Source organism: Paenibacillus algorifonticola, from assembly GCF_000971975.1.
Classification (GTDB): domain Bacteria; phylum Bacillota; class Bacilli; order Paenibacillales; family Paenibacillaceae; genus Pristimantibacillus; species Pristimantibacillus algorifonticola.
Genome location: NZ_LAQO01000003.1, coordinates 192748 through 217334, shown reverse-complemented (window position 1 = coordinate 217334; position 24587 = coordinate 192748). Strand labels below are relative to the sequence as shown.

17 protein-coding genes and 3 pseudogenes are annotated in these 24587 nt (G+C 46.4%); 16 read left to right on the top strand and 4 right to left on the bottom strand.

From position 1 onward, the window contains the following. The first annotated feature begins 21 nt into the window (after positions 1 to 21). The 5 genes and pseudogenes from WH37_RS12940 to WH37_RS12915 form a co-directional block, all read left to right on the top strand. The gene (locus tag WH37_RS12940; protein WP_046230989.1) at positions 22 to 1431 is read left to right on the top strand and encodes a glycosyltransferase; all 1410 of its coding nucleotides are present in this window, start codon (positions 22 to 24) and stop codon (positions 1429 to 1431) included. Beyond that, entirely contained in the window at positions 1424 to 6991 is a 5568-nt protein-coding gene (locus WH37_RS12935; protein WP_052736955.1) for a non-ribosomal peptide synthetase/MFS transporter, read from the top strand. The genes WH37_RS12940 and WH37_RS12935 overlap by 8 nt, the downstream gene beginning before the upstream one ends. A 26-nt stretch (positions 6992 to 7017) precedes the next feature. Beyond that, positions 7018 to 7212 carry an MbtH family protein gene (locus tag WH37_RS12930; RefSeq protein ID WP_046230988.1) on the top strand — a complete coding sequence of 65 codons (195 nt, stop codon included), beginning with the start codon at positions 7018 to 7020 and terminating at the stop codon, positions 7210 to 7212. A 584-nt stretch (positions 7213 to 7796) separates the two neighbouring features. Further along, positions 7797 to 8930, top strand: a complete 1134-nt coding sequence (locus WH37_RS12925; protein ID WP_046230987.1) for a serine hydrolase domain-containing protein — start codon at positions 7797 to 7799, stop codon at positions 8928 to 8930. Between the two features lie 721 nt (positions 8931 to 9651). Beyond that, positions 9652 to 9977: pseudogene (locus WH37_RS12915) on the top strand (sigma factor); the annotation flags it as partial. Between the two features lie 40 nt (positions 9978 to 10017). Here WH37_RS12915 and WH37_RS33560 read toward each other — a convergent pair. After that, entirely contained in the window at positions 10018 to 10572 is a 555-nt protein-coding gene (locus WH37_RS33560; protein WP_052736954.1) for a TetR/AcrR family transcriptional regulator, read from the bottom strand. A 137-nt stretch (positions 10573 to 10709) separates the two neighbouring features. On the opposite strand from WH37_RS33560, the gene WH37_RS12905 reads away from it, so the two are divergent. The 3 genes from WH37_RS12905 (at position 10710) to WH37_RS12895 (ending at position 13795) form a co-directional block, all read left to right on the top strand. Beyond that, positions 10710 to 11048: a hypothetical protein gene (locus WH37_RS12905; protein ID WP_052736953.1), complete on the top strand. Its 339-nt coding sequence runs from the start codon at positions 10710 to 10712 to the stop codon at positions 11046 to 11048. A 77-nt stretch (positions 11049 to 11125) separates the two neighbouring features. Further along, on the top strand, positions 11126 to 12064 hold the full coding sequence (locus WH37_RS12900; RefSeq protein WP_046230985.1) for an alpha/beta fold hydrolase: 939 nt from the start codon (positions 11126 to 11128) through the stop codon (positions 12062 to 12064). Positions 12065 to 12172: 108 nt separating this feature from the next. Continuing rightward, positions 12173 to 13795, top strand: a complete 1623-nt coding sequence (locus WH37_RS12895; RefSeq protein WP_177217889.1) for an amidohydrolase family protein — start codon at positions 12173 to 12175, stop codon at positions 13793 to 13795. Positions 13796 to 14342: 547 nt separating this feature from the next. Here the strand turns inward: WH37_RS12895 and WH37_RS12890 are convergent. Both WH37_RS12890 and WH37_RS12885 read right to left on the bottom strand, forming a co-directional pair. After that, entirely contained in the window at positions 14343 to 15095 is a 753-nt protein-coding gene (locus WH37_RS12890) for an SDR family oxidoreductase (protein ID WP_197091363.1), read from the bottom strand. A gap of 137 nt (positions 15096 to 15232) precedes the next feature. Continuing rightward, a pseudogene (locus WH37_RS12885) lies at positions 15233 to 15803 on the bottom strand (TetR/AcrR family transcriptional regulator). A gap of 856 nt (positions 15804 to 16659) precedes the next feature. Here WH37_RS12885 and sigK point away from each other — a divergent pair. After that, positions 16660 to 17171 (top strand): annotated as a pseudogene (gene sigK, locus WH37_RS12875) (RNA polymerase sporulation sigma factor SigK); the annotation flags it as partial. Between the two features lie 257 nt (positions 17172 to 17428). Here the strand turns inward: sigK and WH37_RS12870 are convergent. Further along, the gene (locus WH37_RS12870; protein WP_046230982.1) at positions 17429 to 17977 is read right to left on the bottom strand and encodes a TetR/AcrR family transcriptional regulator; all 549 of its coding nucleotides are present in this window, start codon (positions 17975 to 17977) and stop codon (positions 17429 to 17431) included. A gap of 186 nt (positions 17978 to 18163) precedes the next feature. Here WH37_RS12870 and WH37_RS12865 point away from each other — a divergent pair, with 186 nt between their 5' ends. From WH37_RS12865 to WH37_RS12835, 7 genes are all read left to right on the top strand, one after another. Then, positions 18164 to 19165: an NADP-dependent oxidoreductase gene (locus tag WH37_RS12865; protein ID WP_046230981.1), complete on the top strand. Its 1002-nt coding sequence runs from the start codon at positions 18164 to 18166 to the stop codon at positions 19163 to 19165. Positions 19166 to 19177: 12 nt separating this feature from the next. Beyond that, entirely contained in the window at positions 19178 to 20188 is a 1011-nt protein-coding gene (locus WH37_RS12860; RefSeq protein ID WP_046230980.1) for an NADP-dependent oxidoreductase, read from the top strand. Then, positions 20185 to 20973, top strand: coding sequence for an SDR family oxidoreductase (locus WH37_RS12855; protein WP_046230979.1), 789 nt, complete (start codon positions 20185 to 20187; stop codon positions 20971 to 20973). Before WH37_RS12860 ends, WH37_RS12855 begins: the two co-directional genes overlap by 4 nt. 130 nt (positions 20974 to 21103) lie before the next feature. Continuing rightward, positions 21104 to 21682, top strand: coding sequence for a TetR/AcrR family transcriptional regulator (locus WH37_RS12850; protein ID WP_046230978.1), 579 nt, complete (start codon positions 21104 to 21106; stop codon positions 21680 to 21682). A 248-nt stretch (positions 21683 to 21930) separates the two neighbouring features. After that, positions 21931 to 22629, top strand: a complete 699-nt coding sequence (locus tag WH37_RS12845) for an SDR family oxidoreductase (protein WP_046230977.1) — start codon at positions 21931 to 21933, stop codon at positions 22627 to 22629. Between the two features lie 60 nt (positions 22630 to 22689). Next, positions 22690 to 23391 carry an SDR family oxidoreductase gene (locus WH37_RS12840; protein WP_046230976.1) on the top strand — a complete coding sequence of 234 codons (702 nt, stop codon included), beginning with the start codon at positions 22690 to 22692 and terminating at the stop codon, positions 23389 to 23391. Positions 23392 to 23425: 34 nt separating this feature from the next. Continuing rightward, positions 23426 to 24508 carry an alkene reductase gene (locus WH37_RS12835; protein WP_046230975.1) on the top strand — a complete coding sequence of 361 codons (1083 nt, stop codon included), beginning with the start codon at positions 23426 to 23428 and terminating at the stop codon, positions 24506 to 24508. The last annotated feature ends 79 nt before the right edge of the window (positions 24509 to 24587 follow it).

The following is a 24587-nucleotide window of genomic DNA, read 5'->3' as shown; positions in this document are numbered from 1 at the left end:
ACGTTCAGGAGGAGACGATTCGTGGCAAATTTCGTTCTTAGCACGCATATGACGAACGGAGATGTGCTGCCGTTTCTGCGGTTAGCGTCTGCACTTCGCCGGCGCGGTCACCAGGCGACCTTGGTGACGCACGGCGTATTTGCGCCGTTGGCCGAGAAGTCCGGCATCGCGTTTCGCGGCATCGATAAACCAGAGGAATATACCGAAATCATGAAGGATCTCTACATGATGGAGGATCCGCTGAACAAGCCCGACCTCTATGAAGATTACCAACGCAAGTATTATTCGAAAGAGAAATTTCAGCAGGAGTACGACATCCTGACGGAGTTGTGCCAAGAGGAGGGTTCCGTGCTTATCTGCAAAGAGCGTGACGGCTTTGTCGCGATGATCGTGTCTGAGATGATGCAGGTGCCGATTGTCACCGGCGTGCTTGCGCCCAGCTATGTGACACAGCTGCATATCTGGGAAGAGCTGGGACTGGACTTTGCGATATCACTTATTAACACATTCCGCAGCGATCTTGGACTTTCGCCGGTCTCGAGCTGGACGTCGTGGATGGGCGCCGTGAAAAAAAACATCGGTTTCTGGCATGAGAGCTTCGATGCTGCCGTCGAAGCTCCAGAATGGGCGCTGAAGGTGGATACCGTCGGATTCCCGCTCGCGGATGCGATCGAATACGAGCCTTTGCCAATCGATCTGCTAGATTTTATCCACGCAGGCGAACCGCCTCTCTTGATTACGGGCGGGACGGGGAAAATGATTAAGCCGAGCTTCTACCAAGCGGCGATCGAAGGCGTCAAGCTGCTGGGTCAGCGAACCATACTTGTTACGAGGCATGAAGAATTCATTCACGGGGAGCTGCCGGATCATATCCGCTGGTACAGGATCCTGCCGCTCGCCAGTGTCTATCCGCTAGTCGGCGGCGTCATCCATCACGGCGGGATCGGTACGATCACGGGAGCCATGACCGCGGCTGTGCCGCAGCTTGCCCTCGCGGCCGATACGGATCGGCCGGATAACGGAATGCGGATCAAGCATCTCGGCATCGGTGATTATCTGCCGCCGCTGCAGTGGGAGCCTACGCTGATTGCAAATGCCATGAAAGGCATTCAGACCAGCGCGGTGAAGGAGCGCTGCCGCCAGTTAGCGAAGGTCATGGAAGATCATGATACGATGGCAGCGGCCTGCACAGCCATGGAATCGGTAATCGGCAAGCCGGACTACGCCATTGCCTCGGATCAGCTTAGTGCTGATTACGTAGCAGCGCAGTTTCAGCAGTCCTCGCGGAGCGTAGTGACTGAGCCCGATCATCGCCTGGACGCGATAAATCAGTCACTATCAGCAGGCAAACGTTCACTGCTCTCGCAGTGGCTGGTGCAGCGCCAACTCGGAAATCATCCTCTGCCTTTGAAGGAGGCGCTCTATGAGTAAAACGATTGATCGAATCGAGCAGCTGTCGCCCGAACGACGGGCGCTCCTCGCACTGAAGGCCAAACAGAAGAAGGCAAAGGCCGCCGCAGCTTCGTCCGTTATTCCGCAGCTTCCTAGGCAAGCAGGAGAAAACAAGTTCCCTCTATCTTTCCCGCAGCAGCGAATTATGTTCTTCGAAGAGTATATGCCCGGGACGAAGCGGTACAATTTTGCCAACGGCTACAAGTTGATCGGGAAGCTGAACGTCACTGCTTTGCATCGCACACTGAACGAGATGGTCAAGCGCCATGAAATCATGCGCGCTGTTATTGCTTATGAGAACGACGATTACGTGCAGATCATTCGTCCCGAGCTGAAGATCGACCTCCCAGTTATCGAGCTCTCCGATGAAAACAAGGTCTATGAGCGTATGGAGAAGGAAGCCACGGCACAATATGATTTTCTGAACGGACCGCTTGTGAAGGCGATGCTCTTCCGCCTGGATCCCGAAAAGCATGTTCTCGTCTGGATGACGCATCACTTGATCTATGATGGCTGGTCGGCGGATGTGTTCGACGAAGAGCTTGCCGCGATCTATCGTTCCTTCGCGCTGGAAGAGCCGCTTTCTCTTCCAGAACTGCCGATTCAATATCCGGACTTTGCCGTTTGGCAGAGGCAGTGGATGACAGGATCGGCATACGAAGATCAGCTGCGCTACTGGACAAAGAAGCTGACGCCAGCACCGGCGACGCTGGATCTGCCGACGGATTATCCGCGCCCCTCGATTCAATTTGAGTGCGAACCTGGTTTCTTCAGCCTGACGCTCGATCCATCATTCTCGCAGCGTATCCGCGAAGCGAGCAAGCAGCTCGGCTGCACGTCATTCGTCCTGCTGCTAGCCGCTTACAAGGTGCTTCTCGCAAGCTATAACGGCAAGCAGGAGATTGTTGTCGGGACGCCCATGGCGAATCGAGGCAAGCAGGAAATCGAGAAGCTTGCGGGCTTCTTCGCGAATACGGTCGCCCTTCGCTCCCCGATTGACATGGGGGATACTTTCAGCGACTTTATCGCAGCAGTCCGCATGACGGTGCTGGAGGCGAATGATCATCAGGATTTGCCGTTTGACCGGATCGTCGAAGAGATGAATCCAGAGCGTATTATAGGCCATTCGCTTTTCTTCGATACCATGTTCCTGTTCGAACGGCATGGTCAGGCGCTGGTTGACCTGCCTGACCTCGAGATTGTACCGTTCGTGGGTGATCGCACGCGGGGCGGGATGCTGGACTTGACGATGACGGTATTCGAGAATCACAAGTTAGGCATGGAAGTCACTTTGACGTATCGCCTAGATCTATTCCGCGAGTCGACCATTCGGCAGATGGCAGACCATTACTGCATGATTCTGGAGCGCGTAATGGACAATTCCGCATTGCCGCTATATGCCGTTGCGGCGCTCTCGGGCGAACAGCTGCGGAAGGTACTGGTTGACTGGAATGCCGACGAGTCTACCGAGGCAAAGCTCCAATTGCCGCATCTCCTCGTGGAGCGCCAGGCGGCCCTTACACCTACGGCCGCGGCCGTATGCTCGGAGGGGCATATGCTTACCTACCGAGAACTAAATGAACGGGCTAATCGCTTGGCGCACTATTTGCGCGATCTGCAGGTTGGACCTAATACAACAGTCGGTCTCTATATGGAGCGCACCGTCGATATCATCGTCGGCTTGCTCGGCATCTTGAAGGCGGGCGGCGCATATGTACCGCTTGATCCTAAGCTGCCAGTGGAGCGTTTGCGAATGATTGCGCAGGAGGCTGAGGTGTCCGTCATCGTGACCGAGGAATCGTTCGCCGATCTGCTGCTGCAAAACGGCGAGAGTGAATCTAAGCCCATACCCATGGTTTCTCTCGACGGCGATTGGGATACGATAGCGCAAGAAGATGCGGGTAATCCCGAAGTCGTCTCGAAGCCGGGCGATCTTATGTATGTGCTGTTCACGTCCGGCTCGACGGGAAAACCGAAGGGCGTGGCGGTCGAGCACCGGAGTTATGCCAACTATTTGGAAGGCATCATGCAGCGTTTGGCGCTGCGGCAAGGCCTCCGTTTCGCCATCGTCAGCACGCTTGCTGCCGATCTCGGAACGCCGATGATCTGGGGGGCGTTCGGAACAGGAGGCACCCTGCATGTAATCCCGTACGAGCGGGCCGCTGATCCCGATGCTTTCGCCGCTTATTGCGAGGCGAATCCGATCGACGTCATGAAGATCGTTCCAAGCCATATGGAGGTGCTGCTCGGCGTATCAAACCCGAGCGTCATCGTACCGCGCGAATGCTTGATTCTTGCAGGAGAAGCCTCGCATTGGGGGACAATTGCAGACATTCGACGCCTTCGTCCGGGCTGTCGGATCCAGAATCATTATGGTCCTACGGAGACGACCGTTTCGGTGCTCGCCTATGAGGTTCCAGATGACGGAAGCGAGCAAGATCATCATGCGGTGCTTCCGCTTGGACGTCCGATACCGAACGCACCGGTCTATGTGCTTAACGCTAATCAGCAGCTGGTTCCTGCTGGCGCCATCGGCGAGTTGTACATCGGCGGTAGCGCCGTGACGCGCGGCTATTACGGCAGGCCGGACCTGACGGCCGAGCGATTCGTGCCGAATCCGTTCACAGACCAGCCGGGAGAAAGGATGTACCGTACGGGCGACCTCGTTCGCCATTTGCCTAACGGTACCATTCAGTTTATCGGACGAATGGACCAACAGTTTAAGATCCGCGGCTATCGGATCGAGATCGGTGAGATCGAGCATGTCCTGCTGCAAGTCGAAGGATTGCGCGACGTGGTCGTGACCATTCGCGAAGATGAACCGGGAGACAAGCGACTGGTGGCCTATCTGGTGCCGGAGCAGCGATTGGTTCAAGACTCTCAGGAGCAGGCTTTGCGTGGAGCGCGGCTCGATGTGAGCGCGATTCGAAAGCACATGAAAAGCATTCTGCCCGACTACATGCTGCCTTCAGCCTTCGTAGAGATCGAGCGGCTGCCGCTTAACGCGAACGGTAAGCTGGACCGTGCAAAGCTGCCTGAGCCTAGCGCTGAAAATCGTGCGGGCAATAACGGCTTTGCTGCGCCGGAGACCAAGGAGGAGCACCAAATCGCCGCTGTCTGGCGCGAGGTACTAGGGCTCGATCAGGTCGGCATCAACGACGAATTTTTCGACTTGGGCGGCGATTCGTTCAAGGCGATTAAGGTCGTACGCAAGATGGGCAATTCGTTCAGCGTAATGGATCTCTTCCAGTATCCGACGGTGCGTGAACTGGCCGAGCATCTCGCATCCGGCGCTACGCGGAGCGACGATCTTCTGATCGAATTCAAAAAGGCATCCAACATCGGGGGCAAAGCGATTACGCTAGTCTGCGTGCCTTATGGCGGCGGCAGCGCAATCACGTTCCAGCCGCTGGCCAAGGTTTTGCCGCCCAACTATACCTTGTTTGCCGTCGAACTGCCCGGGCATGATTACAGTCGGCCTGGTCAGTTGCTGGCCTCGCTCGAGGAAACGGCCGCTCGGATTGCGCAAGAAATCAAAAGCAAGGTCAAGGGTGAAGTCTATCTCTACGGCCATTGCTTAGGCGGGGCAATGGTGCTCCGTACCGCATTGCTGCTGCAGCAATCAAATGTGGAGGTAAGTGGAATCTTTATGGCGGGCACCTTCCCGGGAGCCAGACTGCCATTCAGGCTGACGGAATGGTGGCATCGTTTGTTCCCGCGGGAAAAGTGGACGTCCGATAAGTTCGCACGCGATATGCTCCGCGCTTTTGGCGGCTTCGATGACGAGATCTCTTCGGAGGAGCAGAAGTTCGTTCTGCGTAACCTGCGGCATGACGCACGAGAGGCGGAGAATTATTACACGGAGCTCTACGCACAGCCGAATAAGCCGAAGCTGAAGGCACCTGTATCTTGCATCGTGGGTGGTGCCGATCGAATGACCGAGTTCTACGAGGAACGTTATATGGAGTGGCAGGATTTCAGCGAGGATGTGCGATTGCATGTTGTTGAGCATGCCGGGCATTATTTTCACAAGCATCAATCAGACCATTCCGCGAAAATCATATCGCAGCAGATTCGTGAGTGGGAGGAAGAACGCGACTACGGGGCAAGCCGGTCGACAGTGAATGCTGTTTCTAAGACCCCGTCTGCTCCTCAGCATGTATGGGCACAAGAGCAGGAGCAAAAGGACGTTCAGCCGAGCGTGAAATCTTTTCTCACGGTGACGCTGTGCTTGATCATAGCCACAATCGGGACGTCACTGACCGGATTTGCGCTTGGCATCTGGGTATTTCAGCGTACCGGGTCGATTTCGGATTATGCGACGATTTCGCTTTACGCTATTCTACCCACGCTTCTGCTGCTGCCCGTGGCCGGTGCAGTTGTGGACCGTTATGATAGAAGAAAGGTGATGCTGGCGGGACAAATGTTAGCGTTATGCTCGGTGATCTTTCTCGCGACTATGCTCTATCTGGACGCGTTGTCGCTATGGGCGATCTATGTGGCTGCCGGCATTGGATCGATTTCAGGCGCTTTCACAATGCCGGCCTATCAGGCGGCAACAGCGCAACTCGTGCCGAAAAGGTACTTAGGACATGCAAACGGTTTAGGACAACTCGTCATGTCCTTGAACGGTATTATGGCGCCTGCGCTGGGAGGGGCCTTGGTCGTATTGATCGGTCTGCAAACAATTGTCATAATCGATCTGGTGTTGCTGAGCTTGTCTATCGTCATTCTGTCGCTGATCCGATTCCCTAATCTGATGTTCAAGAAGCGCGAGGAACCAATGAGCAGGGAAATCGTTGGAGGATGGAAGTACATTGTTCAAAGGAAGAGTATGGTCGCGATGGTCGTGTTTTTCGTCGTCGTCAATTTCTTCATGAGCTTATATAACGTGCTAACGACACCGTTTCTGCTTCAGTTTATGACCGCTGACAAGGTAGGCATTGTTATTGCGTTTGAGGGTGCAGGGCTATTTATCGGCTCAATACTTATGACGATATGGGGCGGCTTCGACCGCCGAGCGGACGGAATGGTCGGTTTCGTTATGCTGACCGGTTTATCGATAGCGGTTGCCGGCATCTATCCTTCACTTGTGACGGCTGCCATCGGCTTGTTCGGCTTTGGCTTGGCGCTGGCGCTTATCAATACGCACTGGCTGGCATTGATACAGACGAAGGTAGGGCTTGAGTTGCAAGGTCGCGTATTGGCAACAAACCAAGTCATGGCCTTCAGCATGCGTCCGCTTAGCTTCCTGCTTGCAGGTCCGCTTGTTGCGTCTGTTTTCGTTCCGCTTGCATCGGCACTGCCAGCTGGTACGGAGGCTGCAGGGCTGTTTGGAACGGGAGGCGGGATGGGCATCGGGCTGTTGATCACTTCGATTGGCGTCATCTTGTTCGTCTGGGGATTGCTCGGCATGCGTTATCGGCAACTGCGCCATATGGAGACGATCTTGCCCGATGCAGTGCCGGATGCCGTTATTATTCGAGATAAGGATCAGTTGCAGCAGCTTGCAGACCGCCAGATGGGCGTCGGAATCTAATTGTAGAATAGGGGAGTGAACTCTTGATGGAGAACCAAACGCTAGAAGTCAGCTACAAAGTAGTCGTCAATGGCGAGGAGCAATATGCGCTATGGCCATTGCACCTGCACAATCCAGCCGGCTGGAGCAATGCCGGCAAGAGCGGCACGAAGGAAGAATGCCTGGCTTACGTGAAGGAAGTATGGAGCGATTTGACGCCGCTAAGCCTGCGTCAAGCATGAGCTCTGTTCCAGCGATATGTGCGCTGCGCATAGATTGGCATTCGGTCCAGTAGGACCTTGGGCGTATTGCAGGGCTGCTATTAAAATAGTAGACCGAAGTGCTCCAAATTATATGTTTTTGCCGGGGCGTTGTTCTTAAACAGGCAGCGCATCATGCATTGTGCAGCCAGCCTGTTAATAAGCACGCTCGGATGTTCTATGTGATCTGGATGGGCAAAAGGTTAGGGTTAACCATTTCGAATGGTTAACCCTTTTTTATGCAATTGTCGACTATGGATTTGGGTAACTATGATTCAATAACAATTATTATGTTAACAAAGGGATGCTAATTAGATGAATGGTAGAGAATCATCTCCCGTATATTTTGAAGGATTAACAGCACATAGGATGGTTGCTAAACGAACAGTTTTGTTCTTGATTTTCATTTCTATTTGGAGCATCTCCTAGGTTACCTATGAGATGTACGATTGATAGTGGTCATTACATGCGAATGGTCGTATATTAATAGTATGTGGATTATGAGAGAGACCATGGACCACATTACGCAATGATAAACGATTCTACATAGAAGGAAGGGGAAAAAAATGGATTTTCAACCGCTTGTTTCATTTGTTGACCGTATCACTTCCTGGCGAGTTCCGTGGGCAGAGGTACTGGTGATGCATCAAAACGATATCGTTTTCCGTTACCGTAGCGGCTATGCTAACCTTGAGGAACAGACGCCTATCAGTGATAGAGCGATCTTCAATCTCTACTCCTTGACGAAAATAATGACCTGCGTGGCAGCGCTTCAACTGGTGGAGAGAGGCGATATGCTGCTAAGTGATCCGGTTTCCGACTATCTGCCGGAGTATGCCGAGATGACGGTGAGGAAAACTTTGCCGAACGGGGAAATTAGGCTTGAAAAAGCAACCAGTCTCATTACGGTACGCGACTTGTTTACGATGACTGCAGGGTTCTCCTATGATCTAGGTTCTCCATCTTTTAAGGAAGCAGTGCATAGCACCAACGGAACATTACCAACACGTGCTTTCGCGAAAGCGCTTGCCAAGGAACCCCTTTTGTTTGAGCCAGGTACGCATTGGAACTACAGCATGTGTCACGATGTGCTCGGGGCATTGGTGGAGGTTGTCAGCGGAAGACGCTTTGGTACGTATCTGCGGGAAGAAATCACCGGACCACTTGGCATGAACGATACAGCGTTCGATCTGAACGATGAACAGCAGACCCGACTGATTCCGCAGTATACGTACAATGACGAGCTTAAAAAAGCCGTACGTCTGGATGGAAACGGGTACCGGGTCGGTGCCGAATTGGAAAGTGGTGGCGCCGGATTGTTGTCCACAGTTAGTGATTATTCACTGTTCCTGAACGCACTGACTGGGTGCGGCACTAGTCCGGAAGGCGTGCGGATTCTGTCAAAAGCCTCGGTGGAACTGATGCGCAAGGACCATCTGAACGAGCAGACCCGCGGCGATTTTTCATGGGATCACATGAGTGGGTACGGGTATGGCCTTGGTGTCCGTACTCATGTCTCCAAGTCATTAAGCGGCTCACTGAGTCCGCTCGGCGAATTCGGATGGAGCGGCGCTGCCGGGTGCATGGCTATCATTGACCCGGATTCCAAGCTTACCGTTATGTATGCGCAGCACCTTCTGAACAGTCAGGAGCCTTACGTTCAGCGACGCTTGCGAAATGTCGTGTACTCCTGCTTGTAATGTGGAAGCTGAAGTCTTAGCGCGTCATATAGTTTGATTCGTATCGCTGGACAAGAGCTTGGTTTCGCTACTTTCCAAAGAGTAGAAGAAGGACTGCTAAAGACTATACTACTGGAGTATAGTCTTTGCATTTCCTAGATAATGGAACTGCAAAATGAAGATAAATTTAGTGATAACTTCTCTAAAGCGTGCTTGAGAATAGCCGGGAAGAGAAGTCAAGAAACTAATGTCCCTTGTTGGGACGAAATCGAAAAATTTTGTAATCCAATACAATTGTATCAGGACGAACTTAACAAAGAAGCAATTCAATCCATGATTTCTTTTACACCTCAGAAAATTGCGATGTTCGTTATGAGCAACCGAGATCCAGCTACAAAAGTCGATGGATCAATATGTAAAGAAATCGAATTTTTAAACCCGTGGAACTTTAATTCAAGATCAACGGGTTTTTGATTATATGAATAATGAAGGAAAATGAATGAAAATGAATGAAAGGAAAAAAATTTTATGGCAACGGGTACAAGTTCTTGTCCTTTAACGGTACATATTCTTGTAATCCGACAATTTAGTGGCACTGGACATTGATCGATAAATACTCACGATTCAATAATCCTTATATACATTTACACAAAACCCGTATTTCTTTTAGTTTAATTCCAATGATTTTTTGCTGTATAAATATAATATTTTTATATATTGTGACACAATTTATTTAAAAATCGAAAAAACAGGTGAAGATATGGAGGATCCGATCTCCATCGGCACCATCGGGCTGATCAAAGCCATTGAAAGCTACCGCCCGAACAAAGGAACGAAGCTCGCGACTTTTGCCGCCCGCTGTATTGAAAGCGAAATCCTGATGCACCTCCGCTCGCTCAAAAAGACCATTAAGACGTGTCTCTCCACGATCCGATTGGGACAAACAAAAAGGGCAATGAAATCACTCTGATCGATATACTCGGCTCTGAGGCCGATGATGTGATCAAGGAAGTCGATCTGAAGATGGAGAAGAGCAAGATATACCGCTGCCTCGATATTCTGGACGAACTGAATGACTGCCGCAGTGCAGTCATTTTCTGTTTGGAGTTTACGATTTTAATATTGCCGGCTGTTTGCCGAAAAGGTCGTTCAGAGTGTCCAAAATATCCTGCGAATTATCTTCGTTAAACTGAGTGATCGCAACCCGCAACGCAGTAAAGAGCATTGCTGCACGGATGTGTATGAAATACTGCCATTTCCTGTCGTCTAAACCAACATCTTCTTTAATGAATTTCAGTTTTTCTCCCATTACAAAGGATAGCTGGGTTTGAAACTCCCCATACAGATTTGCTTTTACCAAGGATAAAAAGAGCAGTTTGTGGGAAAGACAGAGATCAAATAAAGATTTAACTACCACATTGGGATCGGTACGGGGGCCCATACGCCGGATTAATTCATTGAATACCGATTCCATCTGGTACAGCACGACATCCGATTTATCGTCAAACAAACGATAAAAGGTGGCTCTGCCCACGCCGGACACGTTAATGATCTGCGTGACGGAGATATCATTATAATCCTGTGTTCGCATCAATTCTTCCATGCCGCTGCAAATGAGTATTGCGGATTGTGTTTTTCGCTTATCATTTCCGATACGATACATTTCCACCACTCCTGTTCCACTTCTCGATCTTGTATTGACTTCATTTATGATTATGATACATTTGTATCATATATTTGGTTGTTTTAGCAAGATAGAGCTGCCAAAAGCAGCAATTGGATGTACCAGGAGGAGAGAATATGCTGTTTACAAGACCTGTTCGCAACACTGTCCAAATGATAAAAGACAAATTTAAGATTAAGGAACTCATTGAGTTTGAGCGCTTTTGCAGGGATAACGCGCAATGTCATGAAATGCACAAATGTTTTACTCTTGATTCCATGGTGACAATCTCGTGGTTTACGGGAACTGGGGCCGAATTCGTGGACGCATCCATTAATATGAGCTCCCATGCGCCGCATAAGCTTTATAACACGGTGGTTGAACTGAACAACGACAGGGCCGTGACGGCGACAATGGCAACCATACAGACCCAGTTACGCGCATCTTTCATATCTCTTACAAAAAAGTGGATTTGAAGTGAATATGGATCTTCCGAGCATCGACAGACCGGAGTCTGTACAGCACATCTACGAAGAAGCGGAGAATTGGATCTATGAATAGCTCGTCTCTGATTCTGAATGATGATGATTCCCGTGTCGTTAAGGCGCGAAATGCGGAACGGGATTTGCTTTCGTATTACAAACTTGAAGCAAAAACCAGGTATGTCCCGTTCGGGGATTCCGGCTATAAAATCAGAGTGACTGAGATCGGCAACGGCAAGCCCGTCGTGCTTGTTCCCGGTAATACCGGCGACGTCTTTCCGCTCATCCCCTTGATGGCTCGCTTGACAGACCGGCGCATTATCGCCATCAACCGTCCGGGTGGAGGAATGAGCGACAGCATGGACCACCGGAATATTGATTTCAGAAAGTTTGCGGTTCAAACGGTTATAAGCGTGTTGGACGAACTCAAACTCGACAAAGTGCCCATCATAGCCCATTCCATCGGTGGACACATGAGTATACTGACGGCGATCGACCATCCGGAACGTGTTTCCACACTTGTGCTGTTGGGCGTGCCCGGGAACCTGATCAACACAAGCCCACCTGTCGCTCTCCGTGCGCTTTCTATACCAGGTCTCAACAGTTTATTGTACAAGCTCGTCATGCCCAAAAAACCGGACAAATCGCTGGAAAGCCTGCGTTTTATGGGCCATTCTTCGGAAAGACTGACGAAGCTTCCCAGTGAATTCTCAGACTGCTATTACTATTTTCAGCAGCTTCCCAACTATAAAATTTCAAGTCTCAGTCTTATGCGGCGAATTAATTCCATGAGAGGTTCTCAGCCGGATGTCTTGCTTCACAAGGAAGAATTGAATCAAGTAAAGCAGCCGGTTATGTTCCTATGGGGTACAAATGACCCGTTTGGCACCATAGAAATAGGGCGGAAGGTTGCATCTTGCTTCCAACAGGCGGAGTTTCATGCAATACAGGATGCCGGGCATCTTCCTTGGCTGGATAGGCCGGAGGAATGCGGTTCGCTAGCAATGTAGTTTATAGAACATTGCTGATCTAAGAATATACTTTGGATAGGCTTGGAAGGTATCCATCTCTTGCTGTACAAAGCAGGAATGAGAATAATGAAAAGGAAAGGTACATATATGGAGCAAAGTAGAAAAAGAAAAATTCTAAAGATGGTTGGATTTATGTTTTTATTAGTGTTATTATTCGGGATTGTTCTAGTGCTGATGATCAGCAGTGATGAACGTTGGTTTGCATATCTGATTCTGACAGCCTGCATCGGCTCGCTCGTTATGCTAAGAAGGACGGAATTCTGGCACGGGTGGCGTGTTCCGCTCTGTTGGGTAGTTGCGCTTGTGGTTGCATGGATCGGTTTGTTTGCCGGTCAGCCTTCGGCAGATATTCAGCCCTATACCACTGCGGAACTGGAACAGCCCAGCGCTTCCTATCAGCTTTTATTGAATAACTTGACAATTGTGGATACACGTACTGGTAATTTAACTTCTAATGTAAGCATTCTGTTTGCAGATGGGAAAATTATAGACATTGCACCGGCTGGGAGTATCAAGGCTGACAAAGACATGAAGATTGTTGATGCTACAGGAAAGTATGCGGTTCCCGGGTACCTGAACATGCATATGCACTTGATAGGGGAGAAGCACACCTCTGACACAATGGATCTGCTGCTTGCCAATGGCGTAACCGGATTCAGGCAGATGAGCGGCTCGGCTGAACTCCTGAAGGAATGGAGATCCGGCGCATTTACCAGTTCCACGGATCAACCGGCACTGCTCACGATGCCCAGCGATGTCTTAACACCGATTAACGCGCCCACACCCAAGATTGCCGTGGAATTGGTCCGCCGGCAGAAAAAGGAAGGGGCCGGCATTATAAAAGTGGGGGGCGTTTCTCCGGATGTATTTAATGCTGTTCAAGCGGAGGCGGATAAATTAAATATTCCATTTGAGGGTCATGTGCTTCCTGATATGGACTTGAAAGAGGTTGCGGAAAATGGATTCGCCAGTGTCGAACACTTCGGAATCAACAACGGGGCACTGATATCCACCTCAACAGACGAGAAGACCTTGAGGGCAGAGGCGACTGGGGTTCCTTCAATCACAGAAAATCCAATCTTCGTGCAATTCATGAAGATAAAAGGTCTTAGAGATTTTGTGAACGAGCAAGCCATCAGTTTAGCCATTAAGACTTCTGGAGGAAAAAAGGATTCCGCGCAACTTCAACATTTAATTGACACTTACAGTGAAGAAAAGGCAATTGAGCTTGCGGATGTATATGTTGAGAACAACACCTGGCAATGCCTGACACTGGTACGGATGCATTTAGGTCTGTTCGCTGATGGTAGTAATTCCATTGAGCAGGAACTCTACGACCTTTATTTGAAACTGGCAAAGACATTTGATTCAGAAGGCGTAAAGATGATGGTTGGCACAGATGAAGGCGGCGGAGCTAATTGGCGTACCGCAGGTTACTCCATTCATCAAGAATTTGATGAACTTGAAAAAGCAGACATCTCACCCCTCCATGTTCTGCAAATGGCCACACTTAACGGGGCTGAATTTCTGGGGCGCATGGATGATATGGGCACCGTGGAAATAGGTAAGAATGGCGATGTAGTGCTTCTGGACGAAAATCCCTTAGAGAGTGTTCAGAACCTTCATAAGATAGACGCTGTTATACGCGCAGGTGCTTATCACAGCAAAGAAGAACTGGATTCTATTAAGAAAAATGCAATAGTCAAATAAAAAATGAGAAATAGAGAAGACGATGGAAAGTTCTACTCTGCCGGATAGTGGCACATGGATTGGCATGGTTTGGAACTTGACCTCACCTTGTTGGACAGCGTGTGCGCTAGCGGCGACTCAAAAAAAGCACTGATATAGAAAAGGTTTTTCAATCCGTTAACCTGGTTAATATATCTATTATCCTTATCATATATCGAATAGAAAAAAGGACTTTTAGATGCCAGATTGAAACGAGTCGGAGACCGCAATAGCTTTCAACGACTCATTAACCAGTCTAGGCAATTTAGCAAGTAAGAACTGTAGCTCAACAGCCTCTACACCTTAAGGCTGTTGAGTGTCAGCACTGAACACGATTCTATGCGGTTACAATGGCCCGCTCAAAATCCGTAGACAAATTTTTTGAGGTCGATCGATCTGTCGAGGGACAAGAACATTGTCTCATTGAAAGTCGCTATTTTAGCGGTTTTTTTGTTTTATCGGTATAAGTTCTTGTCCCGAGCCAAGGACAAGAACTTAGTATTAACACGTTTTTCTATTAACTACCGTATTACCAAGGCAGCTCTGTGTCCATATGAAAGAACTTGCCTGTCGGTCCGTCCGAAGGCAACGTGGCAAGCATTACGCTTGTCTTACCGCCATCTTCAAGATCCATATCAGCGTATTTTCCGCCCAGTGGAGTCTTCACCCAACCAGGGTAAGCAGAATTCACTTTGATTGGTGTATCCTTCAGCTCATGTGCAAGATGGGTCGTAAAGGTATTCATTGCCGCCTTCGAGGCATCGTAAGCAAGAAGCTTGACATCATAAATTTGAGCAGCGGGATCGGAATGGAGTGTATTCGATCCAAGCGCACTGGATACATTAACAATTCTTCCGGCTGGCGCTTTGCGAATCAACGGCAGCAGTAGCTGAGTTAATTCAACCATGCTGAAGAAATTGGCATCGAAGGTTTCACGCATAACGACCGGCGAAACGGTACTTGTTTCATTAATGGGTGCAAGATCTTCAATCTCTATCTGTATCCCAGCATTATTAATCAACATATCAAGCTTACCGTACCGCTGTTCAAAAAAATTGTAGGCAACTTGAAGGTCTTCGGCTAGATTGACGTCCAATTTGATATTCTCCGCTTGGATTCCCTCCGAACGAAGTGTATCCACAGCAACCTTCCCTTTCGCCAAATCGCGTGACCCAATAACGACAGTGGCGCCAAGCTTACCTAATTGACGTGCCGTTTCCAATCCAATGCCACGATTTCCTCCAGTTACAAAAGCAACTTTGCCGTCCATGTTTATAGTCATTTTTAAATTCTCCTTTAAGATTTATTTTATACAGTCCTTTGACTTAGCCTTGATGATTTTAGGATTGGCATCACACCTAAAATTAATGCCGCTTTCGATTTAAATCAAGAACGATCATTCTAATTATGTTAAAAAATTTATCCCAGGACTGCTAAAGTTGTATTAATAATGCTTTCCAGCTTTTCTTTGTCTTCTGTCGTTTTAATCATTACACGCAATCCCACCCAAGCATTATGCAGATAGAGGGAAAGGCTCACAGCATCATAATGTTCGGGAATTTCTCCCGTTTTCTGACCGCTCACCAGCAAATCATACAACAATTGCTCTGAAGCAAAAAACTGCTCATGAATTTTAACTGCCACTTCTGGATCGAGCAGTGACAGTTCAACGGCCGCATTTACCGTTAAACAGTGGTTGATTCTCTTCACAACTGACTATCATTTCAAACAACTGCCGGATAGCCTCTTTGGCAGAATTTGAGCGATGAATGCGATTCGTAATATTTGAATTCAAAGTCGAAGTATATCGGTTCAAGACATCCATAAATAACTGATGCTTGTCTCCGAACGTATCATACAAGCTTCTTCTGTGAATACCCATGCCCTGAACAAGCTCCTGTATGGAGGTTTTTTCGTAGCCTTGACGCCAGAATAAGTCCATTGCCTTGTCTAATACCACGTTGATTTCAAACTCTTTGCTTCTCGCCATGATCATTCTCACGCCCTTTTGCTGCCCCACCTCCTGTCTGCAAATTCATATTATCATATTGAGAACGATAGGTAAAGTATTGTTTTGAATTGAGCTGCAGCCCGCAGCAATGGGGTTTATGTGTACATTACGGATTGCACCGTGAAGAAAATCGTTTCCATTTTATGATTACTTTCCCTTATATATGGTCACTAAAATATATAGGCATTTTACTAATGAATGACTGTACTTCCTCAAAAGTAAGTCTACTATACGAAGTTTTAACAACTAGGATAGATAGTTTATTAAAATCCTTTGAGTCTTGTAAACTTTCTTTTCTATAAAGATGAAATGGAAGATGTTGATATTTGATAGTTTTCTCTATCAATTGGATTTCCTTTTTATGATTTGAATGAAATAAAATTCGGAATTCTTCTGATGATGTAGAGTAAACGTTTATAATGGCTGGGGTGAATAATAACAAAGCTACAGCGATACTCGTGTTAATAATAATAAGTACTTTTCTTGCTGTTTTGATCCAGAGCGCTAAATATAGGGTTTGTTATGTAAAAAGCCTTCACGCTATTTAGAACAAAACAACCGTCTCTTGTACACTAATGTGTGGAGAGGCGGTTGTTTGTTTTTTTTCTTTTCCCCCTTTGTGGCTGTGCGAGACTGGTTAGGATTAAATTCTAGCACGAAGATTCGGCCCTGACCGCCAATGGCAAGATATAGCATCAGCTCGCAGAGTACACCAAAGCTCTCCTTCAGGCGAAAGCCAGCCTTTAACACTGTACAGATTCTACCCCTCTTTCATACGTTCGATCTGTAAAATGCTGAGTGTGAATATAATTGTGTTTGACATCGCACCCGTGTCCATAACCTCAAGAAATTCGACAACACCGGTGAAGACATGGAGGATCTCATCTCCATTGGTACCATCGGGCTGATCAAGGCCATCGAAAGCTACCGCCCGAACAAGGGGACGAAGCTGACTACTTTTGCTGCCGTTGTATAGAGAATGAAATCTTGATGCATTTGAGATCGCTTAAAAAGACCAAAAAGGACGTATCCCTGCATGACCCTATAGGGACGGACAAGGAAGGTAACGAGATCACCCTAATCGATATCCTTGGTTCCGATGCAGATGATATTGTTAAGGAAGTCGATCTGAAGATCGAGAAGAGCAAGATTTACCGCAATCTCGACATTCTGGATGACCGGGAGAAGGAAGTTGTAGTGGGGCGGTTTGGCTTGGACACCGGCGGGGAAGAGCGGACGCAGCGGGAGATTGCGAAGGAGCTGGGGATCTCGCGGAGTTATGTGTCGCGGATTGAGAAAAGAGCGCTGATGAAGCTGTATCATGAGTTTTATAAGGTGAAGCGGTAAGAAATGAAATGATAATTACAAAGTAGTATTTTAAAATAAAAACGTTAAAAAACGACTTGTCTGCGGTTAAGTTGCTTTTGTTTTTTAGGTGAACCCCTGATGAATGCGGATTAGTATATCCAACTGCTATATCTCTACGAAAAAAAGGGATTCACGATGAATTTGGAATTCGACGAAGCTCCAAAAAGGGTTTGGACATTCTTGGTTTTAGAGAGAGTTCTTTTGCGGTTTTTTTGAATCCAACTAGAGGTTTGGATTCAGAGACCCTGTTTGATTAAACTCCAGATGCGTTCAAACCTGTCCTGGTAGTCTGGTAAATTCCAGGATTCTTTGAAGGACGGGAGGCTAAACACCGCAAACGCGGAGAGAATCGCTTCTGCCCGTTCCAAGTGGGGATCGTGATAGTCCATGAAGCCGTCAATAATTTGGTAGGAATCCCAGAGAACGTCACGTAATACCAGTGGATTGCTGTCAACATATTGCGTATTCAAGGCGAACATTTTGGCATTCTCGTTATAGGCACGTTTTTTTGCGTTAGCAAATGCCCAAAGCCAATCGTGGAGCAATTCCTGTGGATTAGCCATATTAGTCATGTCTATTTTGATTTGTTCTGAAATCATCCGGTTGAACCAGCTCTTCGACACGGCTGCCCAGAGCTCTTGCTTATTTTTAAAGTGTTTATAAAGCGCTGCGTGGGTGATACTTAATTCATCCGCAATTTGTGAGAGGGTCACTTCGGATTTTTCCGTGCGTTCAATTAATGTCTCCGCTGTTTCAATAATGAGCTCTTGTGTGATTTTAGCCACTGTGCTGCCAACCCTTCTTTCTTCAATAAATCCCCAATAATCGTTTATACACCTGCCTGTATTTTAGCATATAAAACAATGAGTAACAATTGTTGACTTTTGTAACCTCTGGCATTATGCTTGTCACATAAGTTACAAAAACAAATAAATGTTACTTATTATTCAGCGCATAGGAGGCTATTAATTATGAAAGCAGCACAGATTACCAAATATTCAAAAAAATTCATAGTAGAAGTCAATGATATTCCAGTCCCGGAAATAAGTGATAACGAAGTCTTGGTCAAGGTGAAAGCAGCGGCGGTTAATCATTTGGAATTGCTCATTGGTACCGGGAGCGTGAAGCTGATCCAGGATTATGAGTTCCCGTTGGTACTGGGTAACGAGCTGACAGGTGTTATTGAAAAGGTTGGTAAGAACGTCCAGGGATTTAAAGTTGGCGATGCAATTTACTCACGCCTGCCACTACAAAAAATCGGTGCCTTTGCGGAATACGCGGCGATTCATGCGGATGCCATCGGGCACTTGCCCGCTAATCTCGATTTTGTGACCGGTGCTGCTGCGCCATTAACAGGATTGACTGCTTATCAAGGTTTGCATGAAGAATTGGCTGCCAAAGCTGGCGAAAGCGTGTTTATTCCCGGGGGTTCTGGTTCATTTGGCCAAATGGCCATTCCTATCGCCAAAAGCATGGGGCTGAGGGTCATCGTTAGTGGAAATCCGCAAGCGCGTGAACGGACAATGGCGACTGGAGCAGACCAATATATTGATTACACGACTGAGAATTATTGGGAGCAGCTTAGTAATGTAGATTATGTGATGGATACGTTGGGACCAAGCGAATTTGATCATGAACTTTCCATTATTAAAGCAGGAGGTCGCCTTCTTTCTCTGCGGACCGGCCCTAACAAACGTTTCGCCGAGCATATGGGCTTGCCAGGTTGGAAACAAAAGCTCTTCACCATTGCCGGGGCTAAGTATGATCACAAAGCGAAGAAAAAGAAGATTCAATATCATTTCATTTTTGTTCGCAGTGATGGCGAACAATTAAAGAAAATTACGAAGATTATTGAAGATAACGGGATTGTACCAGCGGTGGACCCGACTGAATTCCACATTGAAGATATTAATGAGGCTCTGAAGCTTGTTGCGACTGGTCATCCTAAAGGAAAAGTCATTATCCGATTTTAAGGGGAGCACCTAATGAAAGCTGCACAAATTTCTAGATATTCCAAAACACTTGAAGTGGAAATCAACTCAGTCGATGTTCCATCAATCACATCAACTCAGGTTCTGATCAAGACTAAGGCAGCCGGTGTTGATCCACACCTTGTCTTGGCGATTACAGGAAAAGTTAAGTTGTTCGATCATTACAACTTTCCATTGACTCTAGGCAACGAGTTGGCTGGAGTTGTGGTTGAAGTCGGTACCGGTGTCCAAAATTTCAAAACAGGTGATTTCGTGTACACTATGCCACCGCTAGATACAATGGGAGCGTTCGCTGAATATGTCGCAGTAGATGCATCTATTGTGGCTAAAATACCAGCTAATCATTCCTTTACAGAAGCAGCAGCCGTACCATTGTCTGTTTTGACGATCATCCAAGCACTTGATATTTTAGGTGCTCAACAAGGCAATAAATTATTTGTCTCTGGAGGTACGGGGGGCTTTGGACAGATTGCCATACCTTACGCGAAGTCACAAGGACTGTTTGTGACCGTCAGTGGTAGTGGATCAGCGCGTGATTTGGCCAATCGACTCGGTGCAGATGAGTTTATCGACTATGAAACGCAGGATTATACTCACATACTGAGAGGCTATGATTATGTTATTGATACCCGGGGCGCCAGTGAAATTAGTAAACAAATTAAAATATTAAAGCCCGGTGGTAAATTATTGTCGTTAAATGCTGGTCCCAATGCCCGTTTCGCTAAACGAAGCGCAGACTTGTCAACGGCGAAGAAGATTCTTTTCAGTTTACTGGGGTTGCCTTTTGATGGGCTAGCGAAATGGCATAATAAAAGTTATGATTTCATATACGTTCAACCAAGTGGCAAGCAATTAGCAGCTTTCACACAGTATCTTGAAAAAGCAAAATCTAAGCCGGTAATTGATTCTGAGTACCCCTTTGATCAAGTGAATGCCGCAATTACTAAAATTGCGACAGGCCATAGTCAAGGGAAAGTCATATTGAAAGTAGATGATGAAGAATGAAATTGAATAATAGAACGATACTGGTGACAGGCGGCACGTCTGGAATTGGCTCTGCTTTTGCAAAACGTTTTCATGAGATGGGAAACACAGTGATCATCACAGGGCGCTCACAAAAACGCATTGATCAAGCAGTAAAGAACAATCCTGGAATCATTGGGATGGTAGCTGATGTTAGTGATGCTAAAAGCGTTGAGCAACTTGCCAAAGAATTAGCTAAACATTATCCCAAACTGGATATTGTTTTCAATAATGCTGGTATCATAAACGAGTTTGACTTATTCGATGAAAGTATTACCTACGAGTATCTTATTTCAGAAATCAACACAAACTTGAATGGTACAATATATGTGACCAAGGCTTTGTTGCCACTGTTAGCCAAACAAAGAGAGGCAATGATTGTTAACGTTACTTCACTACTTGCTAATATTACAGTAGCCAACGCACCGACTTATTCTGCAACGAAGGCTGGCATACACATGTTCAGTGATGCATTACGTGAGCAAATCCGTTACAAAGGAAAAAATATTCATGTGATGGAGCTTTGTCCACCAGTTATTTCTGAAACCAATCTCACGGACACTTATGATGAAGGATTGATGAATAAATTGATCTCTTTCCCCTTAACAAAGCTTGTTAATGTTGGTATTAAAGGCATGTTGAGAAATAAACTACGCGTGAACGTAGGTTTTACCAAAGTTATGCGCTTTTCAATGAAGTTCGCCCCGGATTTTATCACGCATACTTGGGGTCAAATGATTCTTAAGCAAGGTAATAAGGAAAACTAATCTTATACATTTTTTACGGACTATAGTTCGTTTTCATTGCTTGTGATATTGAATGGATTAGCAATAACATTTTTATTCTTTACCGATCGTTCTCAATATGTTATATTGAATACGGGAGGAGGGAACCAGAATGGCACGTTACAAAGAATTTGAAGAAAATGTAGTACTAGATAAGGCAATGAAGCTCTTTTGGGAACAAGGTTATGAAAAGACATCAATGACGGATCTAGTTGAGCATATGGGTATCCATCGGAGAAGTTTGTATGACACCTTTGGCGACAAACATACGTTGTTTCTGAAAGCAATGGATCGATTTCGAACTAAAATAAATAGCGAGCTTGCAGGAGTAGTTAAAGGCTCTGAGACGGCTGTTGAGGCTCTTCAATTGATTATTAGTTACATGATATATGGGAATGAAGATTCACCTTCTGGTTGTTTAATGGTGAATTCTGCCGTGGAATTAGCTATGCGCGATGTAGATGTGGATTCAAAGGCCACTGAATCATTTACACTAGCAGAGCAACTGTTCAAGGATATTATTTTGTGGGGACAGGAGAATGGAGAATTAAACCTAGATTATGATGCCTCAGTACTGGCAGAACATCTGAATGTGGTGGGTATTGGGTTGAGGGCAATGGCGAGAACTTCCATTCCTAAAGAGAACCTGCAACGTACAGCCAACATCTCTATAAAACTTTTAACTAAATAGTTATAGGTTAATTGTCCTTTATGTATCAATGTTTATAATTTTTAGAATGATCGTTTTAATATATTGAACCAACAAAGTTTTCTTCTTGAAGAGATCCTTCTTTTTACCAAATATAGAATGATCATTCTTATACTATAAAACATATCCCTCCATCTAATAAGAAATTGTATCTTCGTAATGAGAAGAATCCAGAAAATGTTGTTTTGGAATTGGAATACTATACTACAAAATAAAAAGGAGTAATAAAAATGAAAATTTCTGAACAAGTCGCATTTGTTACTGGTGCCAACCGAGGTCTTGGTCGATATCTAACGCTAGAACTTCTGTCCAGAGGAGCAAAAGTTTATGCAGCAGCAAGAAATCCAGAATCTATTGATATCCCAGGTGTAATCCCCGTGAAACTGGATATTACCAATCCTCAAGAGGTGATTGAAGCTGCTAAGATCGCTCAGGATGTAACACTTCTAATAAACAATGCGGGATCGTCAACAGGTGCTTCTTTACTTGAAGGAGATCTAGATCAAATACACTTAGAATTTAACACGCATTTCTTTGGTACTCTTTCTATGGTTCGTTCTTTTGCACCACTTATGACTAAAAATGGCGGTGGTTCGATTCTGAATATTCTTTCCTTATTGTCTTGGTACAGTTCGGGTACTGTGGGCGCTTATACGGCTGCAAAAGCTGCAGAATGGGCATTGACGAACGACCTACGTTTAAATCTCCACTCTCAAAATATTCGAGTAGCGGGGTTACATGTGGGCTATATGGAGACAGACATGACATCGGGCTTAGAAGTTCCCAAAGTTAACCCCTTGGACGTTGCAAAAGCAGCGATTGATGGTATAGAATCTGACAATTTTGAAATTATTGCGGATGATGCTAGTCGTCAAGTACAAGGTGGACTTGCCGGTGGTGTAGCTGCACTATACCCCCAACTTTCCTAAAATAAGGGGCAGTAATAATAAGGAATTTCACTTAAAAACAGAACAAAGGAGACAATAAAAATGATAATTTCTGAACAAGTAGCATTTGTTACTGGAGCAAACCGGGGATTTGGCCGCCATCTTGCCCTTGAACTTCTATCAAGAGGGGCGAAAGTGTATGCAGGTGCAAGAAACCCGGAGACTATTGATATTCCAGGTGTTACACCAGTTAAGTTGGATATTACCAAACCTCAAGAAGTTGCAGCTGCTGCTATGATCGCTCAGGATGTTACCGTGCTAATTAACAATGCAGGTTCATCAACAGGGGCGTCTTTACTAGACGGTGATTCTGAAAAAATAGGTTTGGAATTTAATACACACTTTTTCGGTACACTGTCCATGGTTCGGGAATTTGCACCGATCATAGAGAAAAACGGGGGAGGATCAATCTTGAATATTCTTTCCGGATTATCATGGTTTAGTTCGGGAACTTTAGGCGCGTATACGGCTGCAAAGGCTGCAGAGTGGGCATTAACGAATGATTTACGATTGAATTTATATCCACGCAATGTAAGAGTAGCTGGTCTACATGTTGGCTTTATGGAGACAGACATGACTGCCAACGTAGACATGCCTAAATCCAATCCTGCAGATATCGCGAAAATAGCTATTGACGGCATAGAATCTGGCAGCTTTGAAATTATCGCAGATGAAATTAGTCGTAAGCTACAAGGTGCACTTGCAGGTGGGGTATCAGCGTTATACCCACAACTTTCTAAATAAAAAACTAATTTAAACTACAGAGGAGTTGTTCGAAATGAGTAAATTGTGGACTAAAACAAAAATCGGAAAAATGGAATTGCCTCATCGTTTAGCTATGGCACCAATGACACGTAGCAGAGCAGAAGAGGACGGTACACCAGGTGAACTAAGCTCCCTTTACTATGCTCAAAGAGCATCTATGGGGTTAATCATTAGTGAAGGCACACAACCTTCTGATGATGGGCAAGGTTACTTGAATTCACCTGGTATCTATACTGAAAAGCATATAGAAGGTTGGAATAAGATTACGAATGCAGTGCATAAAGCTGATGGTTATATATTTATCCAATTAATGCATGTGGGCCGCATGTCGCATCCAGATAATACACCCCATCATCGTCAACCTGTTGCTCCATCTGCAATCGCGCCAGGTGTGGAGATGTTCACCGCTAAAGGAATGCAGGATATCCCGGTTCCGCGGGAGTTAAGTAAAGAGGATATTCAAACAACCATTGCTGATTTCCGAAAAGCAGCAGCAGCGGCTATAAAAGCAGGAGCAGATGGCGTCGAAATTCATGGAGCGAATGGTTATCTGATTAATCAGTTTCTTGGAGAGAATTCAAATACACGGACAGACGAATATGGAGGCTCTATAGAAAATCGTAGTCGCTTCGCGATCGAAGTAGCGAAAGCTATTATCGAAGAAATTGGAGCAGAAAGAACCGGCTTCCGTATTTCGCCAGGAACACCTCTTGGAGGAATACAAGATGGGGAACAAGGTCCTGAACTTTATCTCCACCTCGTAAAGGAATTAGCTCAATTGGATTTAGCTTACCTTCATGTCATGCATCTTGGAAATGAGAAGCTTCTCCAAGACATTCGCACAAACTGGACAAACGCATTATTGGTCAACAGAGCAGGGCGTGCTATTGATGATATTAGTGTAGATATTGATAGTGGCACAGCTGATCTGGTACCCGTTGGTGTATGGTCTTTGGCTAATCCAGATTTTGTGGAACGTCTCAAAGTAGGGTTCCCTTTAAATGAAGTTGATCGTAATACTTTATATGCTGGTACCGGAAGTAAGGGTTATACAGATTATCCTACGATGGATGAAGTGAAAGCTCAAAGGCAGTAACACAGCAGTAAGAACATAAATACCACATGGCGTGCCACTGTAATGGCACGCCATGTGGTATTGTAGATGTCGGGGGACA

What these genes read in the sequence shown, in the direction of transcription:
- WH37_RS12890 (WP_197091363.1), bottom strand. Translation starts at nt 15,095, where the DNA reads ATGACTATAAACATGGACGGCAAAGTTGCTTTTGTAACTGGAGGAAAT.
- WH37_RS33560 (WP_052736954.1), bottom strand. Translation starts at nt 10,572, where the DNA reads ATGTATCGTATCGGAAATGATAAGCGAAAAACACAATCCGCAATACTC.
- WH37_RS12840 (WP_046230976.1), top strand. Translation starts at nt 22,690, where the DNA reads ATGATAATTTCTGAACAAGTAGCATTTGTTACTGGAGCAAACCGGGGA.
- WH37_RS12895 (WP_177217889.1), top strand. Translation starts at nt 12,173, where the DNA reads ATGGAGCAAAGTAGAAAAAGAAAAATTCTAAAGATGGTTGGATTTATG.
- WH37_RS12905 (WP_052736953.1), top strand. Translation starts at nt 10,710, where the DNA reads ATGCTGTTTACAAGACCTGTTCGCAACACTGTCCAAATGATAAAAGAC.
- WH37_RS12900 (WP_046230985.1), top strand. Translation starts at nt 11,126, where the DNA reads ATGAATAGCTCGTCTCTGATTCTGAATGATGATGATTCCCGTGTCGTT.
- WH37_RS12845 (WP_046230977.1), top strand. Translation starts at nt 21,931, where the DNA reads ATGAAAATTTCTGAACAAGTCGCATTTGTTACTGGTGCCAACCGAGGT.
- WH37_RS12835 (WP_046230975.1), top strand. Translation starts at nt 23,426, where the DNA reads ATGAGTAAATTGTGGACTAAAACAAAAATCGGAAAAATGGAATTGCCT.
- WH37_RS12860 (WP_046230980.1), top strand. Translation starts at nt 19,178, where the DNA reads ATGAAAGCTGCACAAATTTCTAGATATTCCAAAACACTTGAAGTGGAA.
- WH37_RS12855 (WP_046230979.1), top strand. Translation starts at nt 20,185, where the DNA reads ATGAAATTGAATAATAGAACGATACTGGTGACAGGCGGCACGTCTGGA.
- WH37_RS12930 (WP_046230988.1), top strand. Translation starts at nt 7,018, where the DNA reads ATGGAGAACCAAACGCTAGAAGTCAGCTACAAAGTAGTCGTCAATGGC.
- WH37_RS12850 (WP_046230978.1), top strand. Translation starts at nt 21,104, where the DNA reads ATGGCACGTTACAAAGAATTTGAAGAAAATGTAGTACTAGATAAGGCA.
- WH37_RS12935 (WP_052736955.1), top strand. Translation starts at nt 1,424, where the DNA reads ATGAGTAAAACGATTGATCGAATCGAGCAGCTGTCGCCCGAACGACGG.
- WH37_RS12865 (WP_046230981.1), top strand. Translation starts at nt 18,164, where the DNA reads ATGAAAGCAGCACAGATTACCAAATATTCAAAAAAATTCATAGTAGAA.
- WH37_RS12925 (WP_046230987.1), top strand. Translation starts at nt 7,797, where the DNA reads ATGGATTTTCAACCGCTTGTTTCATTTGTTGACCGTATCACTTCCTGG.